Origin of the sequence: Lentzea aerocolonigenes, from assembly GCF_000974445.1 — a bacterium.
Taxonomy (GTDB): Bacteria; Actinomycetota; Actinomycetes; order Mycobacteriales; family Pseudonocardiaceae; genus Lentzea; species Lentzea aerocolonigenes.
This window is the reverse complement of the sequence record NZ_BBOJ01000001.1, coordinates 205,336-221,065: the sequence shown is the minus strand read 5'-3', so window position 1 is coordinate 221,065 and position 15,730 is coordinate 205,336. Positions and strand designations below refer to the sequence as shown.

Annotated in this window: 18 protein-coding genes and 1 tRNA gene; 9 read left to right on the top strand and 10 right to left on the bottom strand. The window is 67.4% G+C overall.

From position 1 onward, the window contains the following. The first annotated feature begins 45 nt into the window (after positions 1 to 45). Entirely contained in the window at positions 46 to 774 is a 729-nt protein-coding gene (locus tag AOM45_RS01125) for a DUF1206 domain-containing protein (RefSeq protein ID WP_051782842.1), read from the top strand. Between the two features lie 68 nt (positions 775 to 842). Here AOM45_RS01125 and AOM45_RS01120 read toward each other — a convergent pair whose 3' ends face one another. Both AOM45_RS01120 and AOM45_RS01115 read right to left on the bottom strand, forming a co-directional pair. After that, a complete protein-coding gene (locus tag AOM45_RS01120) occupies positions 843 to 2,678 on the bottom strand; it encodes an acyl-CoA dehydrogenase (RefSeq protein WP_030465781.1) in 1,836 nt (611 codons plus the stop codon). Between the two features lie 151 nt (positions 2,679 to 2,829). After that, positions 2,830 to 3,867 carry an FAD-dependent oxidoreductase gene (locus AOM45_RS01115; protein WP_035909182.1) on the bottom strand — a complete coding sequence of 346 codons (1,038 nt, stop codon included), beginning with the start codon at positions 3,865 to 3,867 and terminating at the stop codon, positions 2,830 to 2,832. Between the two features lie 82 nt (positions 3,868 to 3,949). Between AOM45_RS01115 and AOM45_RS01110 the strand changes: the two genes are divergently transcribed. After that, positions 3,950 to 4,528: a TetR/AcrR family transcriptional regulator gene (locus AOM45_RS01110; RefSeq protein ID WP_030465783.1), complete on the top strand. Its 579-nt coding sequence runs from the start codon at positions 3,950 to 3,952 to the stop codon at positions 4,526 to 4,528. On the opposite strand, the gene AOM45_RS01105 is transcribed toward AOM45_RS01110, so the two are convergent. Beyond that, complete coding sequence (locus AOM45_RS01105; protein WP_051782873.1) at positions 4,490 to 5,128, bottom strand: response regulator transcription factor; 639 nt, start codon at positions 5,126 to 5,128, stop codon at positions 4,490 to 4,492. The two genes, AOM45_RS01110 and AOM45_RS01105, sit on opposite strands and share 39 nt — an antisense overlap. A gap of 243 nt (positions 5,129 to 5,371) precedes the next feature. On the opposite strand from AOM45_RS01105, the gene AOM45_RS01100 reads away from it, so the two are divergent. Continuing rightward, complete coding sequence (locus AOM45_RS01100) at positions 5,372 to 6,883, top strand: sodium:solute symporter family protein (RefSeq protein WP_030465785.1); 1,512 nt, start codon at positions 5,372 to 5,374, stop codon at positions 6,881 to 6,883. On the opposite strand, the gene AOM45_RS01095 is transcribed toward AOM45_RS01100, so the two are convergent. Next, positions 6,778 to 7,233, bottom strand: a complete 456-nt coding sequence (locus AOM45_RS01095) for a hypothetical protein (RefSeq protein ID WP_059362138.1) — start codon at positions 7,231 to 7,233, stop codon at positions 6,778 to 6,780. The genes AOM45_RS01100 and AOM45_RS01095 overlap by 106 nt on opposite strands. Before the next feature lie 91 nt (positions 7,234 to 7,324). On the opposite strand from AOM45_RS01095, the gene AOM45_RS01090 reads away from it, so the two are divergent. Further along, positions 7,325 to 7,741 (top strand): hypothetical protein, encoded by a 417-nt coding sequence (locus AOM45_RS01090; protein WP_030465786.1) that lies wholly within the window; start codon positions 7,325 to 7,327, stop codon positions 7,739 to 7,741. On the opposite strand, the gene AOM45_RS01085 is transcribed toward AOM45_RS01090, so the two are convergent. The 5 genes from AOM45_RS01085 to AOM45_RS01065 all read right to left on the bottom strand — a co-directional run bounded on the left by AOM45_RS01085 (position 7,727) and on the right by AOM45_RS01065 (position 10,605). After that, entirely contained in the window at positions 7,727 to 8,221 is a 495-nt protein-coding gene (locus tag AOM45_RS01085; RefSeq protein ID WP_030465787.1) for a DinB family protein, read from the bottom strand. The two genes, AOM45_RS01090 and AOM45_RS01085, sit on opposite strands and share 15 nt — an antisense overlap. Positions 8,222 to 8,307: 86 nt before the next feature. Further along, entirely contained in the window at positions 8,308 to 8,679 is a 372-nt protein-coding gene (locus AOM45_RS01080) for a hypothetical protein (protein ID WP_030465788.1), read from the bottom strand. Between the two features lie 204 nt (positions 8,680 to 8,883). Beyond that, positions 8,884 to 9,300 carry a roadblock/LC7 domain-containing protein gene (locus AOM45_RS01075; RefSeq protein WP_269083621.1) on the bottom strand — a complete coding sequence of 139 codons (417 nt, stop codon included), beginning with the start codon at positions 9,298 to 9,300 and terminating at the stop codon, positions 8,884 to 8,886. Further along, on the bottom strand, positions 9,294 to 9,869 hold the full coding sequence (locus AOM45_RS01070) for a hypothetical protein (protein ID WP_156093603.1): 576 nt from the start codon (positions 9,867 to 9,869) through the stop codon (positions 9,294 to 9,296). Before AOM45_RS01070 ends, AOM45_RS01075 begins: the two co-directional genes overlap by 7 nt. 665 nt (positions 9,870 to 10,534) lie before the next feature. Beyond that, positions 10,535 to 10,605: transfer RNA gene (locus tag AOM45_RS01065), tRNA-Gly, on the bottom strand. A 48-nt stretch (positions 10,606 to 10,653) separates the two neighbouring features. On the opposite strand from AOM45_RS01065, the gene dcd reads away from it, so the two are divergent. Further along, the gene (gene dcd, locus AOM45_RS01060; RefSeq protein WP_030465791.1) at positions 10,654 to 11,235 is read left to right on the top strand and encodes a dCTP deaminase; all 582 of its coding nucleotides are present in this window, start codon (positions 10,654 to 10,656) and stop codon (positions 11,233 to 11,235) included. Here the strand turns inward: dcd and AOM45_RS01055 are convergent. Then, positions 11,232 to 12,206, bottom strand: coding sequence for a cation diffusion facilitator family transporter (locus AOM45_RS01055; protein ID WP_030465792.1), 975 nt, complete (start codon positions 12,204 to 12,206; stop codon positions 11,232 to 11,234). The genes dcd and AOM45_RS01055 overlap by 4 nt on opposite strands. 212 nt (positions 12,207 to 12,418) lie before the next feature. Between AOM45_RS01055 and AOM45_RS01050 the strand changes: the two genes are divergently transcribed. From AOM45_RS01050 to AOM45_RS01035, 4 genes are all read left to right on the top strand, one after another. Next, positions 12,419 to 12,970 (top strand): MarR family winged helix-turn-helix transcriptional regulator, encoded by a 552-nt coding sequence (locus AOM45_RS01050; protein ID WP_051782844.1) that lies wholly within the window; start codon positions 12,419 to 12,421, stop codon positions 12,968 to 12,970. A gap of 156 nt (positions 12,971 to 13,126) precedes the next feature. Further along, the gene (locus tag AOM45_RS01045; protein WP_030465794.1) at positions 13,127 to 14,410 is read left to right on the top strand and encodes a hypothetical protein; all 1,284 of its coding nucleotides are present in this window, start codon (positions 13,127 to 13,129) and stop codon (positions 14,408 to 14,410) included. A gap of 32 nt (positions 14,411 to 14,442) precedes the next feature. Further along, the gene (locus AOM45_RS01040) at positions 14,443 to 14,823 is read left to right on the top strand and encodes a phage holin family protein (RefSeq protein ID WP_030465795.1); all 381 of its coding nucleotides are present in this window, start codon (positions 14,443 to 14,445) and stop codon (positions 14,821 to 14,823) included. 75 nt (positions 14,824 to 14,898) lie between these two features. After that, complete coding sequence (locus AOM45_RS01035; protein ID WP_162185612.1) at positions 14,899 to 15,669, top strand: SdrD B-like domain-containing protein; 771 nt, start codon at positions 14,899 to 14,901, stop codon at positions 15,667 to 15,669. Positions 15,670 to 15,730 lie beyond the last annotated feature (61 nt).

The following is a 15,730-nucleotide window of genomic DNA, read 5'->3' as shown; positions in this document are numbered from 1 at the left end:
GAGGCGCGAAGACACCCCGTCGTCCAGACTCTGGGGCGGGTGGGGATGGTTGTGTACGGGGCGGTCCACGTGCTCATCGCGTGGCTGGCGCTCCAGGTCGCGTTCGGCGGCGACGCCGAGCGGACGGATTCCAAGGGCGCGCTGACGGAGCTCGCGGAGAACGGTGCCTGGCTGTTGTGGACGGTCGGCATCGGTCTGGTGTTCTTCGCGATCTGGCAGCTGATCCTGGCCTGCGTGGGCTACACCTACGTCGAGAAGCAGCGGAAGCGGATCTCCAAGCGCATCGGTTCCGCCGCCCGTGCCATCACGGCGACAGCGATCGCCCTGGCCGCCTTCAAGTACGCGACCAGCGGCTCCGCCGGCGACAGCACGGAGAAGCAGCAGGAGCTGACCGCGCAGGTGCTGTCGTGGCCAGGCGGCCAGCTGCTCGTCGGCGCGGTGGCGATCGGCGTGCTCATCACCGCGGGCGTGATCGTCTACAAAGGAATCAAGAAGTCCTTCGAGAAGGACCTCGACATGAGCCGCGCACCGTCGTGGATCGAGCCGGTCGGACGGATCGGCTGGATCGGCAAGGGCGTCGCGTACGGCGTGATCGGTGTCCTCGTCGGACTCGCGGCGATCTACGCGGACCCGGAGCAGTCCGGCGGCATGGACAAGGCGCTGCACACGTTGGCGGCACAGCCTTACGGCGCGTTCCTGCTCACCGCGGTCGCGATCGGCATCGCCGCGTTCGGCGTCTACTGCTTCGTCGCCGCACGAGCCCTCAAGGAATGAGAAACGGGTCCCCGCACCTCGGGCAGGAGGTGCGGGGACCCGTTGTCCTTGCAGCGCTTGAAAGACGCTTAGAAGACGCTCTCGTCCACGTCCATCAGAGCGTTGTCGGTCGACTCGGCGATCTTGCGGCGGGACGTGAGCTCCGGCAGCACGTTCTTCGCGAAGAACGACGCCACGGCGATCTTGCCCTCGTAGAACGCCTTGTCCTTGGCCGACGGCGCGCCGTCGAGCTTCTGCAGCGCGACCTCGGCCTGGCGCAGCAGCAGCCAGCCGACGAGCACGTCACCCGCGGTCATCAGCAGGCGGACCGAGTTCTGGCCGACCTTGTAGAGGTTGCGGACGTCCTCCTGCGACGAGGTCAGGAAGCCGACCAGGGCGCCCAGCATGCCCTGCAGGTCCTCGAGACCCTGCTTGAGCAGCGCGCGCTCCTCCTTCAGGCGACCGTTGCCGCCCTCGTTGTCGAGGAAGGACTGGATCTCGCCGTTGATGAACGCGAGCGCCTGGCCCTTGTCGCGGATGATCTTCCGGAAGAAGAAGTCCAGCGACTGGATGGCCGTGGTGCCCTCGTACAGCGAGTCGATCTTCGAGTCCCGGATGTACTGCTCGATCGGGTACTCCTGCAGGAAGCCCGAGCCGCCCAGCGTCTGCAGCGACTGCGCCAGCTGCTCGTACGCGCGCTCCGAGCCGACGCCCTTGACGATCGGCAGCAGCAGGTCGTTGACCTGGGCCGCGAGCTTGGCGTCGTCGCCGCCGAGCATCACCTTGTCCTGGAACGTCGCGGTGTACAGGTACACGGCGCGCAGGCCCTCGGCGTACGCCTTCTGCAGCATCAGGCTGCGGCGCACGTCCGGGTGGTTGGTGATGGTGACGCGCGGGGCGGTCTTGTCCGTCATGCGCGTGAGGTCGGCGGACTGGACGCGCTCCTTGGCGTAGGACAGCGCGTTCAGGTAGCCGGTCGACAGCGTCGCGATGGCCTTGGTGCCGACCATCATGCGGGCGTACTCGATGACGTCGAACATCTGCGCGATGCCGTCGTGCACCTCGCCCAGCAGCCAGCCCTTGGCGGGGACGCCGTGCTGGCCGAACGTCAGCTCGCACGTGGTGGACGCCTTGATGCCCATCTTGTGCTCGACGTTGGTCACGAAGGCGCCGTTGCGCTCGCCCAGGTCACCGGTCTGCGGGTCGAAGTGGAACTTCGGCACGAGGAACAGCGACAGGCCCTTGGTGCCCGGCTTCGCCTCGATGCCTTCGCCCTCGGGACGCGCCAGCACCATGTGCATGATGTTCTCGGTCAGGTCCTGGTCACCGGACGTGATGAACCGCTTCACGCCCTCGATGTGCCAGGAGCCGTCGTCCTGCTTGATCGCCTTGGTGCGGCCGGCGCCGACGTCGGAACCCGCGTCCGGCTCGGTCAGCACCATCGTGGCGCCCCAGCCGCGGTCGATCATGATCTGCGCCCAGTGCTTGTCGCGCTCGGTGCCGTTGTTGTAGACGACCGTCGCGAAGCTCGGGCCCGCCAGGTACATGTAGATCGGCGGGTTGGCGCCCAGGATCATCTCGGACGCGGCCCACGCCACCGACGGGGGCGTGCCGAAGCCGCCCAGCGCCTCGGGCAGGAACATGCGGTACCACTCGCCGTCCCAGATCGCCTGGTACGACTTCTTCAGCGACTCCGGCAGGGTCGCCGAGAACGTGGCCGGGTCGTACTTCGGCGGGTTGCGGTCGGCATCGGCGAACGAGTCCGCGAGCGGACCCTCCGCGAGCGTCTTCATCTCGGACAGAACGCCGCGCGCGGTGTCCTCGTCGGACTGCTCGAACGGCCCCTTGCCGAGGTGGTCCTGCACGTTGAAGACCTCGAACAGGTTGAATTCGAGATCCCGGACGTTGCTCTTGTAGTGGCCCATCTCGTCAGCTCACTCCTCAGGGTCGCGGCGGGGTCGCCTACTGACCGGTAACAACAGAGTATTACTCGACAGTAACCCCGGCAAGGGTGACCACCCACTGGTGGCGAAGTAGACACTCCTCCTGGCGACCTGAATCGGGCATGAGTGCCGGTCAGACGCGTATCGGGCGCTCGGGAACCATGTCCAGGAGACCTGCGTTCGTGCGCTCCTGTGCGTCGATCGCGCGCGGCAACATGACCGATTCGTAGGCCCGCACACCGTCTCGGACGCCGTGCTCGGCGATCGCGACCGCGAGTTCGGCCGCGTCCTCCATGGCGAGGTTCGCCCCGACGCCGAGCGGCGGCATGAGGTGGGCGGCGTCACCGAGCAACGTCACGCCGGGTGTGGTCTCCCACGTGTGGGGCACGGGCAGCGCGTAGAGGGGCCGGTGGATCAGTTCGCCGGCGAGGAACGCCTTCAGGTCCGGGTGCCAGTCCGCGTAGAGGTCGAGCAGTTCGGCGTTGGAGGGCTTCCAGTCCTCACGCGCGCGCATGCACGCGTACGCGCGGATGTGATTGCCGCTGTTGCGCTGCGCCCACAGCATCAGGCCCTCGTGGTCCACGACCATCGTGCCCTGGCCGGTGAGGTCGAGCAGGCGTTCGTCGTTGTCGTGACGGGTCTCCACGAACATCACGCCGGTGTACCGCGGCACGGCCGGCGACAGGGCCTGGCGCACCCGTGACCAGGCGCCGTCCGCGCCGATGACCAGGTCGAACCTCGCGGTCGACCCGTCGGGGAACGTGACTTCGCCGCCCGGTGCCGCGGAGCTGATGCCGAGGCCCCAGCTGACGGTTCCCGGCGTGAGCGAGTCGAGCAGCAGGTTCCGGAGCTGGCCGCGGTCGATCTCCGGCCGGAAGTCGCCCTCCGCGGGCTCGTGCTCGATCAACGCGGCGGTGGCGTGGTCGACCTTGCGCTGCTCCTGGCCTTCGAAACGGGCGAGCGCGCGCCACTCGTCGAACAGGCCGGCGGCGCGGATGGCCTCCTGGCCGCTGCCGGCGTGCAGGTCGATCGTGCCGCCCTGCTGGCGGGCGTCGGGAGAGGTCTCGCGCTCGAAGACGGTGACGTCGGTGAGGCCGTGCAGCTGGAGGACGCGGGCGCAGGTGAGGCCGCCGAGGCCGGCTCCCGCGATGGCGATGCGTGGTGTGGTCATGTCTTCGATGAAAGCGCATCGACTACAAAAGTGCAACCACTCAACTTTTGAAGTGGCTACACCGGTGCGCTACGATCGTGCGGTGACCGAACTCGGCCGCCGTGAGCGCAAGAAGCTGCAGACCCGTCAGTCGATCGCCGACGCGGCGCTGGAGCTGTTCCTGGCGCGCGGGTTCGACGACGTGGGCGTGAAGGAGATCGCCGACCGCGCGGACGTGTCCGTGACGACGCTGTTCAAGCACTTCCCGAGCAAGGAGTCGTTGCTCTTCGACGAGGACGAGCAGCAGGAGGCCGAACTGGTCGGCGCGGTGCGGAACCGGCCGGCGGGACAGTCGATCCCACGCGCGCTGCGGGACCACTTCGTGCGGATGTCGTACGGGCACGTCGACCATCCGCTGTTCGGCGCGTTCAACCGGCTGGTGCAGGAGACGCCGGCGTTGCGGACGTACGAGCACAAGATGTGGATGCGCCACCAGGAGGGGCTGGCGCGCGCCATCGCCGAGGAGGTCGGGGTGCCTGCGGACGACGTCAGGTGCGTCGCGCTGGCCCGGTTCGCCCTGGAGTCACGTGACGTGATCTTCGGCCGGGAGGACCGCGAGCAGGCGGCCGACGAGGTGTTCGGGCTACTCGAGCACGGCTGGGCGGCCGATCAGCAGTCCTGACCGGTAGGCGAGCGACACGGCGTGCGTCCTGTCGCGCGCGCTGAGCTTGCGCAGGATGCCCTTCACGTGGGTTCGCACGGTCTCGACGGACACGATCAGCTCGTCCGCGACCTGCTGGTTCTCCAGGCCGTCCGCGATGAGCGTGAGGACCTCGTACTCGCGCCGGGTGAGCGTCGGCCGTTCCCTGGGGCGCAGGTCGGGGTGCACGTAGCCGCGTGAACGGCAGGTCTCCGCGATCACCCGCACGATCTGCTCCGGCTGGGCGCTGCGCGGCACGACGCCGCGAACGCCTGCCTCCAGCGCGGTCGTGACGTAGTTCGCGTGGGAGTGCGCGTCCCGGACGAGTCCGATGACGAGCAGGTTCGGGTCGCGCTCGACCAGAAGCCGTGCCAGGTGGCCGACGGGATCGAGCACGGAGTCGACGAGGAGCACGTCGGGGCGCAGTCGTTCGTGCAGGCGAACGGCGGCGTGCAGGTCGCCCGTCGAGCCGAGCCAGCGCAGGCCGGCGGTCCGCCGGACCAGAGCCGACAGGCCCTCGCGGTAGAGCGGTACGGGGTCGATCAGCGCGACGCCGGGAGCAGGCCGGCTGGGCGGGAGCATCAGCACCTCCGTTCGTGCATCCGGAGGTGAGACGTCGTTCCCTCGGACGTGTGACGCGGACTAGCCGTTTCACGTGGATGAACAAGGGTCACGAATGTGATTCAAGACCGGCGAAGGTCTTCCGTCCCACGGCAACAGTCTCGTAAGACCTACGTCACATATCCCGTGCGGATGTGCCAGGTTCCCGCCGCCATGAGGCCTGGTGCTCTCGCGGGCACACGTGTGTGCACGCAAGGAGGTCACATGGGCACCCTCGATTGGATCGTGGTCGCCGGTTACTTCGTGGTGATGGTCGGCATCGGGCTCTGGTCCCGCGGGCGGATCAACAACATCGCCGACTTCTTCACCGCCGGCGGCAAGATGCCCTGGTGGTTGTCGGGCATCTCCCACCACATGTCCGGGTACAGCGCCGTCATGTTCGTCGCGTTCGCGGCGGAGGCGTACCGGCTCGGCCTCACGGTCTACATCTGGTGGTCGCTGACGATCGGTCTCGGTGTCGGAATCGGCGCGTTCCTGTGGGCGCCCGCCTGGAACCGGCTGAGGGCCAAGCACGACGTGAAGTCGCCGCTCGAGTACCTGGCCATCCGCTACAACGTGCCGACCCAGCAGGTCATGGCGTGGGCGGGTGCGGGCCTGAAGGTCGTCGACATCGCGGCCAAGTGGGTCGCCGTCTCACTGCTGCTGCAGGGCTTCGCCGGCGTTCCCATCGGCTGGGGCATCGCGCTCGTCGGTGTCGTCACGATGGTCTACTCGGTGCTCGGCGGCCTCTGGGCCGACGCGCTGACCGACTTCGGCCAGTTCATCATCCAGGGCCTCGCGGGCTTCGCGATGTTCTTCGCGGTCGCCTCGCACTTCGGCGGCCTCGACTTCATGTGGACGATCTGGGACAAGCTCCCCGAGAGCCACAGCGACCCGCTGACCGGCCCCTACACGCTGACGTTCTTCATGGCGCTCTTCCTGATCAAGACGCTCGAGTACAACGGCGGCATGTGGAACCTGGCCCAGCGCTACATGGCCGCCCCGTCGGGTTTCGCCGCGAAGCGCTCTGCCCTGCTGTCCGCGGCGCTGTGGCTGGTGTGGCCGCTCGTGCTGTTCTTCCCGATGTGGGCGGCGCCGCTGATCGTGCCGGGCATGGAGGGCAACGCGGAACAGGCCTACGTCGAGATGGGCAAGGCCATGCTGCCCGCGGGCATGGTGGGCCTCGTCCTCGCCGGCTTCTTCTCGCACACGATGGCGATGGTCTCCTCCGACGCCAACGTCATCACCGCCGTGATCACCCGTGACATCCTCCCGCGCATCTGGAAGGGCGCACGGACGATGACCGCGGACGCACAACTGCGGTTGGCGCGCATCACCACGTTCCTGTTCATCGGTCTGTCGATGACCATCGCGTTGACCGCGGACACCAAGGGCTTCGTGCTGAAGGTCGTGATCGCCCTGGTGGCAGCCACGATGGGCCCGATCGCGATCCCGCTGATGCTCGGCCTGCTGCCGTGGTTCCGCAAGGTCGGCCCGACCGCCGCACTGACCTCGACCGTCGGCGGCCTGGCGACCTGGGTGTTCCTCTACGTCGAACAGCAGTTCCTGAAGGACTTCACGGTCTCGCAGGCCCTGATCGTCTCGACGCCGCTGCTGGTCTCGCTCGTGCTCTACCTGGTGATCGGCTTCGCGAAGCCCGAACCGACGGCCGAACGCGACGCGTTGATCGACTCGTTGAAGGCCGACGAGCCCGACGTCGAGGCCGTCAAGGCGTAACGCTCGTTCCTGATGATCCTCGCGGCGGCGCACCCGAACAGGGTCGTCGCCGCGAGCCACACGTAGGGCATCGGCGTGCCGGTGTAGGTCTGGGCGGTGGTGGCCAGCACCACCGTCGCACCGGCCACGAGCCCGGTCGTGTGCGTGATGGGGCTTTCGCTCTTCAGCACGGTGACAACCGCAACGGGCACGAGCAGGAAGCCGTAGGCGAGCACCCGCGTCAGCAGGTTGGCGTGATCGGCGATCTCGTACTTGAGCGCCGGCAGGGCGAGCAGCGTGAGGACCGTCCCCAGCGCGAGCCCGATGGCGAGACTGCGCAGCGCGGTGCGTCCTTGCCACGTATTCGTCATGCGCTAGAGGACGTACGTGTGGCGCGATGGTTCCGTGGCGTGCGTCATCGTCACGAGACTCATGCGCGGTAACGCATGCACAGTGGATGCCATGGGTAAGTGGAGTCCCGCGGACGACGCGGAACTGGCCGCGGGCTGGCGGCTCTGGCTGGAGCTGAGCGACCGCGTCTGGCCGGACCCGTCGTGGAACGGCACCCCGGCCGACGCCATCCGCCAGGTGCGCGAGCTGCTCGCGGCCTGCGAGTCGATCCGGCTGGACTACCTCGCCGAGTCGACGCGACCCTCGGTGGCTCTTCTCCAGCTGTTGCAGTCGATGCCGTTCGTGGCTTCGTTCCCGGTCGATCTCTGGCACGACGACACGCACCCGTTGGACGTGGAGCGCGCCGAGCTGCTGCACGGCGATCTCGCGTCGTTCGCCCAGCACGTGGCCGGAGTGAGGGCGGCGCTGGCCAGGGGCGGGGGCTGGGTGGAGCTCGACCGGCGGCCGTGGGGCCTACCGGTCGACTAGACGCCGCAGCTGCCCGATCTCGGCCACGTTCTTCATGAGCTCGGCGTTCACCCACGCCGCAGTGTGCGCCACCGTCAGGGAGCCGTCCGGCCACGGGAAGGTCGTCTTCGCGTCGAGGTCCGCACGGTCGAGCGCCTCGCGCCACTCCTCGCGCAGGCCGCGCAGCCAGCCGACGGCTCCGTCCGGTCCCGGCCAGACGACCTCACGCGGCTCGTCGTCGCGGACGTGGTCGATCGCGGCCGTCCACCACCAGCCGACGTGCCAGGTCAGCCAGGCCATCGTCGCCACGCCCGCGGACTCCTGCTCAGGCGTCGGCCAGTCCCGCTCCCAGGTCGTGCCGTCGTGCCGCATCGAGAAGACGTGCGGACTCTTCGGCTCCCAGAGGAGGTCGGCCGGGTCGAGCAGGTCGAGGTGGTATTCGAAGAGCGACCACGTCAGGTCGCACTGCCAGTGCAAGAGATCGCGCTGGGAAACGGTCACGCTCCGGAAACTATCCGGTCAGCGCAAGCGGAAAAGGCCGACGACCGTCACCAGGCGGTCTGTCGGCCTTTCCCGCGCCGATCCGCCTAGACCTGGAGGTCGGATTCGATGCGCTTGAGCTGGTGCCGGGCCATCGCGAGGTTCGCGACATCCCTTTCCAGCACGAGGTAGAGGAAGAGCGAGCTTCTGGATTTCACACCGCCCATCAGCCGGATCAGGTGGTACTGGCGGTGCAGGGTGATCAGGATGTCCTCGATGGTGTCGTTGAGGCCGAGCGCCTGCATCACCCTGAGTTTCGACCGGATGACCTCGGTGTTGCCGGCCGCGGCGATCTCCAGGTTCAGCCAGTCGCCTCCGCCGCTGGTGCCGAGCGACATCCCGCTGTCGTGGTCGACGAGCGCGACACCAACGGCGCCGGAGATGGACATGGCCTCTTTCAACGCGACATCGATGTTCATCAAAACCCACTTCCCTGTTTCAGCTGGTTGTTGGGACGGCGCGGCCGCTTTCCTGTGTCTCGATGGCATGCGGACACGCCTCCATGCGGAAAAGATTGTCGTGGTGAGCAATGAGCCAAGCGAGAACATGCGCTGCGACCATTTCTCGGAGTGATGTGCTGATGTGCGCAGAGCGCCCGAGAAGGCGCAGCACCCTTCGGTCCGCTAAGCGGCCAGAATCGCGCCGACCCGTTCGATCACGGGGCGGGACTCGTGGAGAAGGCGGCCGAGGTTCAGCCCCTTGTCCCCGAGCACGACCATCAGCGACAGCCTGCCGATCGCGTACACGGCCATGTAACCCTCGCTGCCGAACACAACGGTCTGGCCGAGCGTGCCCAGACCGACCACCTCCGTGGTCTGACGTGCGATTCCGAGGCCGGCCGCGGCCAGTGCGGAGATGTGCGCGGGGTCGACGTTCTTCGCCACGTCGGCGAGGATGGGGATTCCGTCGGACGCGGCGAGCACCGTGTCGGTCACTCCGGCCACGTTTTCTCGAAGTTTCTGGAGTTCGGCGCCCAGGGCGTCGTAGTTCAACTCACTCCATTCCTGAATTGGAAAGGCCGAACCGCTCAGGACTAACATTCCACCTCCCGCGGCCTGGGGTGGGGCAGGAGCTCCGCTCCTGTCCGAGGACGCAGTGCAGCCAGCCCCCAATGCGAAAAACTGAACGATGTGTCGGGTGGGGCGATTTCCAGCAGTCCGTCGTCGAGCATCCCGGCGATCGCGACCGTCACCGGGTGGAGGCCGCGCCCGAGGGCGAAGGCCATGTCCCGTGCGTTGCGCCTGCCGGTGGCGAGCGCGATGATCTCGCGCTCCTCCACGGTCGAGCCGCTGCGCTCCGGCGCGGCGACCACGCGGTCCCGGTAAGGCGACACCGAGCTCAGCACGTCCAGCTGGCGGGCCGTTTCAGCCAGCAGCACGTCCGGGTCGACGCCGGTCGACGCCGGGAGCAGGGGTTCGTCGACGGACTCGTCGACGAAGCACCGCTCGATGTCGCCGGCGGCAACGGCGAACGTCCCGTCCCGGACGGCGGCCGTCGCGATGTCCTGGACCTCGGTGGCTCCGATCCCCCGGGAGGCGAGCGCCGCCTCGAGCGACCGCAACTCGACACTGTCCACCAGGGCCGCGGTCCAGTCGCTTTGTCCGATCATTCCCGAGCTCACCAGCAACACGTCCGCTCCGGGAGAACCGGGGCTGTCCACCGCGACCACCGCGCCGTCGCGCAAATGAAAGAATCCGCCTGCGTTTCCGGCAACGCACAACGCGCCGGTGATTCGGTCTGCGTGGGCCTGCGCCAGGGCGTCCGCGAGGACGTCGAACGAGGCTCGATCGTCGGGTCTCAGAGGTCACTCCCGGTTAATTCGGGCCTACAGAGCGGTAACTGGCGAACCATCCGACTGAGTGCTTCAGCGTTATCGAAAGAGCGACGCCAGGCGTACTTCTTACCTGTCGTTAGTGCCCATCTGAGACGCACGTCACCGGATCGAGTGAAGCATTCCAATCCGCGCAGCAAAAAGCCGGACGGACGTTTTGCTGACAAACGCCACGACGGAACGTTCATTCCCGATGAATGAACCCGATCGGCATCGGCGTGGCGGGCCGGCTTGACCTACCGCCGCAGACCGCGCAGCACGCTGGAGCCGTCAGCCGGTACGGGGCTGATGTCTCATCGCCAGTTGGCAGCTGCCGAAACACACGTGGATGGGGGTCCGGGGGCTCCCCCCGGCCGGGGGTCTGGGGGCTTGGCCCCCAGAGAAAAACCGAGAGGCCGAAGTGGGTCTGCGCTCTCTGCAGACACACTTCGGCCTCGGTCGCGAGCGGGTGACGGGAATCGAACCCGCCTCTACAGCTTGGGAAGCTGTCGTTCTACCAATGAACTACACCCGCGAAGCAGTGCGTCGCCGATCATACACAAGCCTGGGCTAGCCTGTCCGGGTGCTGCTGAGTGACCAGGATCTGCGCAAAGAGGTCGAGTCCGGCCGTCTCGTCCTCGACCCGTTCGACGTCGAGATGCTCCAGCCGTCGAGCATCGACGTGCGCCTCGACCGCTTCTTCCGCGTCTTCAACAACACGCGCTACACGCACATCGACCCGGCGCAGCAGCAGGACGACCTGACGAGCCTGGTCGAGACGCCGGACGGTGAGCCGTTCGTGCTGCACCCCGGCGAGTTCGTGCTCGGCTCCACCTACGAGATGGTGACGTTGCCGGACGACCTGGCCGGGCGCCTCGAAGGCAAGTCCAGCCTCGGCCGGCTCGGGCTGCTGACCCATTCCACGGCCGGCTTCATCGACCCCGGCTTCTCCGGCCACATCACGCTGGAGCTGTCCAACGTCGCGAACCTGCCGATCACGTTGCACCCCGGCATGAAGATCGGGCAGCTCTGCCTGTTCAAGCTGTCGAGCCCGGCGGAGCACCCGTACGGCTCGCAGCAGGCCGGCAGCCGGTACCAGGGGCAGCGCGGGCCGACGCCCAGCAGGGCTTACCTCAACTTCCACCGCACGGACACGCGCCGCTAGAAGCCGTACCGGTCGAGCACCCGCCGCCTCAGATCCGGATCGGTTCGAGGTACGGGCTCCAGGAAGATCTCGTCGAGGTCCGGGAACTCGGACCGCAGTTCCCCGGAGATGCGCACGCACGCGTTCTCGAGCTCGAAGGCCGTCAACGAGTCGTCGAAGTCGAGGCGCGCGCAGAGCAGGACGCGGTCGGTGCCGATCAGCATCGTCAGCACGTCCACGACGGCGTCGACCTCCTGCACCTCGGACAGCCGGCGCCAGATCGCCTTGACCATCACGGGGTCCGCCTGGCGTCCGATCAGGAGTCCCTTGTTGGTGCGGGCGAGGACGTACGCGACGAGGGCCAGCAGCAGGCCGATCGCGAGTGAGGCCAGGCCGTCCCACAACGATGAACCCGTGAGCTGGTGCAGGCCGAGGCCTGCGAACGCGAGCACCAGGCCGATCAGCGCCGCGGAGTCCTCGAGGAACACCGTCTTCACGGTGGGGTCGTCCGACATCTTCAGGAAGTCCCAGAACCCGCGGCCGTGCGCGGCAGATTCCGAGCGGACCTGCCGGAACGCCTGGGTCCACGAGATCGATTCCAGTGCGAACGCCAGGCCGAGCACGATGTAGCCGACCAGCGGACGCGTCTGCTCCTCCGGTTCGCCGAACACCGTGCGGAAGCCTTCGTAGAACGCGAACATCGCGCCCGAGGCGAAGATCGAGACGGCCGCCAGCAGCGACCAGAAGTAGCGCTCCTTGCCGTAGCCGAACGGGTGGCGGCGGTCGGCGGGGCGGTCCGAGCGGCGCAGTGCGGTGAGCAGCAAGGCTTCGGTGAAGGTGTCGGCCACCGAGTGGGCGGCTTCGGAGAGGATCGCCGCCGAACCGGTCAGCACGCCCGCGATGGCCTTGGTGATGGCGATGGCCAGGTTGACCAGCAGGGCCAGGACGACGGTCAGCGTGCTTTCACCGGAGCCCGACTGCTTCTCGCTCATGGAGATCAGCCTAGGCCGCAGGGGCCCGCGCACCCGTTCGCTACTGCATTCGAGTGACATTCGCGGTGGGGAGCAACATCAGGAGGCACTTCGGTGTCTTAAGTCTGGGATCTGCTCCGGGGGGACGCTGATCACCAGGGGGTAAGACGGAACGGCCCGCGTCCGGGAGAGACGCGGGCCGTTCTGCATGACGGCGCAACTACCATCGTGGGATGGGCAAGCGAGGTGCGGACGACACCGACGCCGAGGTCGAGTCGTGGAGGGCCATGGTTCCGGCGATCGATCCGGTGGTCGAGGGTGTGGTCGACCGGGTCCACCAGATCAGCAAGTACCTCGACTTCCTCGCCACGGAGATCGCCGCGCCGCACGGGCTCAACCGTGCCGACTACGAGATCCTCGCCAGGCTCTTCTGGATCGGACCGCCGCACCGGCTCACGCCCAAGCAGCTCGCGAACGGCACGCTGAGCCCGGCCACCACGATCACGAGCCGGCTCGACCGGCTGGAGAAGGCGGGCCTGGTGGTCCGCGAGCTCGACCCGAGCGACCGCCGGTCGTTGCCCGCGACGCTCACCGACGCGGGCCGCGAGATCTTCCTGCAGATCGTCGCAGGTCAGGCGGAACGGGAGCGGGACCTCTTCACCGCGTTGCCGGGTGCCGACCTGGAGAACCTGCGCGACCTGCTGCGTCAGGTGATGGAGGTGCTCTCGGGCGAGCTGGGGCCCGCGCACCGGCGCACACGGCTCGCACTCGACAGCAAGGAGTAATTGCTACGATCTCGTACTATCCGATATCGTGCTAACTGGGCACGAGAGGGAGGGGTGCGACGTGGGTGGCTATCCGTTGTCGGAGTGACGAGCATCACGCAACCTGAACCCCCGGTCGTTCGACTCCACTGTGGAGCATCGAACGCTGGGGGATCAGTGAAGAACGTCTTCGCCGTCACGATGACGGCTGCCCTCGTGCTGACCGCGGCAGGCGCACCCGCCTTCGCGCAGGACGAGAAGATCACCGTGGAAGGCCTGTTCTACATCGACCGCAACGGCGACAACGCCTACAACGCCGGTGAGAACGTCAGGGCCGGCGGACCGGGTGTCCAGATCCGCGTCCAGGACACCGGCGAACTGGTCGGCACTTACCCGACCGGTCCGGACGGCAGGTACCGGGCCGTGCTGCCCAAGGGGCCCAAGTACGTCACCAGCAGCCTGGAGAAGGACTACTCCAGCACCAGGCTCGGGCACGACGTGTCGGAGTCCAGGACGGACGCCGACTACCCGTTGCGCGGCTACTTCCTCAACGGCTTCACGTTCGTCGACACCAACGGTGACGGCGTGAAGCAGGCCGACGAGAAGACGCACACCGGCAAGATCAAGGTGAGCGGCCAGGTCCAGTCCGGTGCGCAGTTCAGCGCCGAGGTCCAGGCGGGCGCGGACGGCGCCTACCAGCTCGACCTGCCGTTGGGCGCGCTGACGCTGACCTCGCCGGACCTCACGAGGAACGGCCTGGCCCTGGCGAAGCCGAAGTCCGCTGTGGACGTCGACTGGGTGACTGGCGCGCTCGCCCTCGGGCCGGCCGGGAGCGAGCGCGACATCCGAGCCGACGCGCGCTACTTCGAGCCCAAGGGCGACGGTGCGCTCGAGGACACCACGATCAGCCCGGCCAAGGACACCTACGTGGTCGGCGACCAGATCGAGGTCGAGTTCAAGCTGCTCAACAAGGGCGACGTCCCCGGCAAGTTGTCGGTCGTGGTGTTCGGCGTCGGCCCCGACAACGTCGAGCTGATCTCGCTCAGCGACAACGTGACCGGCACGATGCAGGAGTTCGAGACGGTCGCGAAGCTGATGCCGGGCCAGTCGATCACGGTGAAGATGAAGCTCGAGATCGTCGGCACCGGTCTGTCGCAGATCGGCCCGTTCGCCCGCCCGTTCATCGGTGGGTTCAAGGACGTCGACCACAAGAACCAGGGCCAGCCCTTCTACAAGCAGGTCAAGGTCGTGGAGAAGGGCACCACGACGGAGCCGTCCACGCCGTCGTCGACCACCGCGCCGACGACGACCACCACGACCGCTCCGGCCGTGGTGAAGGCGGGCGACAAGTCCGGTCTCGCCTCGACGGGCGCCTCGGTGCTCGGGTTCCTCGGTCTGGGTGCGGTGCTGATCGCGGCCGGTGTGAGCGTGTTCTTCGTGGCGCGCCGCCGCCGCTCGTGACCACATAGGACCCGTCACGGTTAGTCTGCGGCATGGGCATCTTGGTGCATGTGCTGCTGACTGCCGTGGCGGTCTGGGTGTCGACCGCCCTCCCCGGCATCGACCTGGGCGAGGGCACCACCGGCTCGAGAATCCTCACGCTGATCGGCGTCGCGGTGATCTTCGGTCTGGTGAACGCGGTCGTGAAGCCGCTGGTGAAGTTCTTCGGCTGCTTCTTCTACCTGGTCACGCTCGGCCTGATCGGGCTCGTGGTGAACGCGTTGCTGTTCATGTTCACCGGGTGGATCGCCGAGCAGCTCGATCTGCCGTTCCGCGTCGACGGCTTCTGGCCCGCGTTCTGGGGGGCGATCATCGTCGCCCTGACCGGCTGGGTGCTGAACGTGATCTACGACAAGGTCACCGACAACGACTGACGCAACCCTGATAGAGGAAGCACGTCCCTCAGAGTGCTAGTTCACTGAATTCCTGGGGGAATTGAAATGCGTGCTGTGGCAAGACTTTCTGCAATCGGGCTCGCGCTCGCGGCGTCGGCCGTCGTCGTCCAACCGGCGATGGCCGACGAGCCGGGCGGTGTGATCACCGGGTCGGCGTGGTTCGACGACAACGGTGACGGCATCCGGCAGCCGGGCGAGGCGCCGCGAGCCGGCTACACCTTCCTGATCCCGGGGCTGTACCGGGGGGCGACCACCGACGCCAACGGCAACTACCGGTTCGAGGACGTCCCGGCGGGCACCTACGTGGTGACCATGGTCGCGCGGCAGTACGAGACGACGTTCACGAAGAGCGGCGGCGACTCGGACTTCGACCAGAACACGCTCGACACCGAGAAGTTCACCCTCGCACCGGGCGGCCAGGCTGGTCCGTACGACGCCGGTTTCGTGCCGGGGCGGTTCGACACGGCGGTCGACCGCGTGGACGCGCCACGCTTCATGCACGTCGGTGACGAGGTCGAGGTCAAGGTCACTTACCGGAACAAGAGCAACATGCCCACGCCGCTGCACGGCTACGCCACGCTGCCGGAGGGGCTGACCCCGTTGTCCGCCAACGCACCTGTCTGGGGCATCGACGGACAGCGCGTGAGCCTGTCGAGCGTGTACCAGGCGGACACGTACATCGGCGAGTCCGTCACGTACACGATCAAGGCACGGGTGGACGGGCCGATCAGGCGCGGCGAGATCGTCGCGACCGCCGAGACCCTCGGCGCGCCGGACGTGAACCTGGACAACAACGTCAAGAAGCTCAAGGTCTGGGCTTTCTGACGGGAAACTGAAAACGGCCTCCGGTCCACTGTGGACCGGAGGCCGTTCTCATCACGTCAGG

What these genes read in the sequence shown, in the direction of transcription:
- AOM45_RS01125 (WP_051782842.1), top strand. Translation starts at nt 46, where the DNA reads ATGGTTGTGTACGGGGCGGTCCACGTGCTCATCGCGTGGCTGGCGCTC.
- AOM45_RS01120 (WP_030465781.1), bottom strand. Translation starts at nt 2,678, where the DNA reads ATGGGCCACTACAAGAGCAACGTCCGGGATCTCGAATTCAACCTGTTC.
- AOM45_RS01115 (WP_035909182.1), bottom strand. Translation starts at nt 3,867, where the DNA reads ATGACCACACCACGCATCGCCATCGCGGGAGCCGGCCTCGGCGGCCTC.
- AOM45_RS01105 (WP_051782873.1), bottom strand. Translation starts at nt 5,128, where the DNA reads ATGCTCCCGCCCAGCCGGCCTGCTCCCGGCGTCGCGCTGATCGACCCC.
- AOM45_RS01100 (WP_030465785.1), top strand. Translation starts at nt 5,372, where the DNA reads ATGGGCACCCTCGATTGGATCGTGGTCGCCGGTTACTTCGTGGTGATG.
- AOM45_RS01095 (WP_059362138.1), bottom strand. Translation starts at nt 7,233, where the DNA reads ATGACGAATACGTGGCAAGGACGCACCGCGCTGCGCAGTCTCGCCATC.
- AOM45_RS01090 (WP_030465786.1), top strand. Translation starts at nt 7,325, where the DNA reads ATGGGTAAGTGGAGTCCCGCGGACGACGCGGAACTGGCCGCGGGCTGG.
- AOM45_RS01080 (WP_030465788.1), bottom strand. Translation starts at nt 8,679, where the DNA reads ATGAACATCGATGTCGCGTTGAAAGAGGCCATGTCCATCTCCGGCGCC.
- AOM45_RS01075 (WP_269083621.1), bottom strand. Translation starts at nt 9,300, where the DNA reads ATGTTAGTCCTGAGCGGTTCGGCCTTTCCAATTCAGGAATGGAGTGAG.
- AOM45_RS01070 (WP_156093603.1), bottom strand. Translation starts at nt 9,869, where the DNA reads ATGATCGGACAAAGCGACTGGACCGCGGCCCTGGTGGACAGTGTCGAG.
- AOM45_RS01055 (WP_030465792.1), bottom strand. Translation starts at nt 12,206, where the DNA reads ATGAGCGAGAAGCAGTCGGGCTCCGGTGAAAGCACGCTGACCGTCGTC.
- AOM45_RS01050 (WP_051782844.1), top strand. Translation starts at nt 12,419, where the DNA reads ATGGGCAAGCGAGGTGCGGACGACACCGACGCCGAGGTCGAGTCGTGG.
- AOM45_RS01040 (WP_030465795.1), top strand. Translation starts at nt 14,443, where the DNA reads ATGGGCATCTTGGTGCATGTGCTGCTGACTGCCGTGGCGGTCTGGGTG.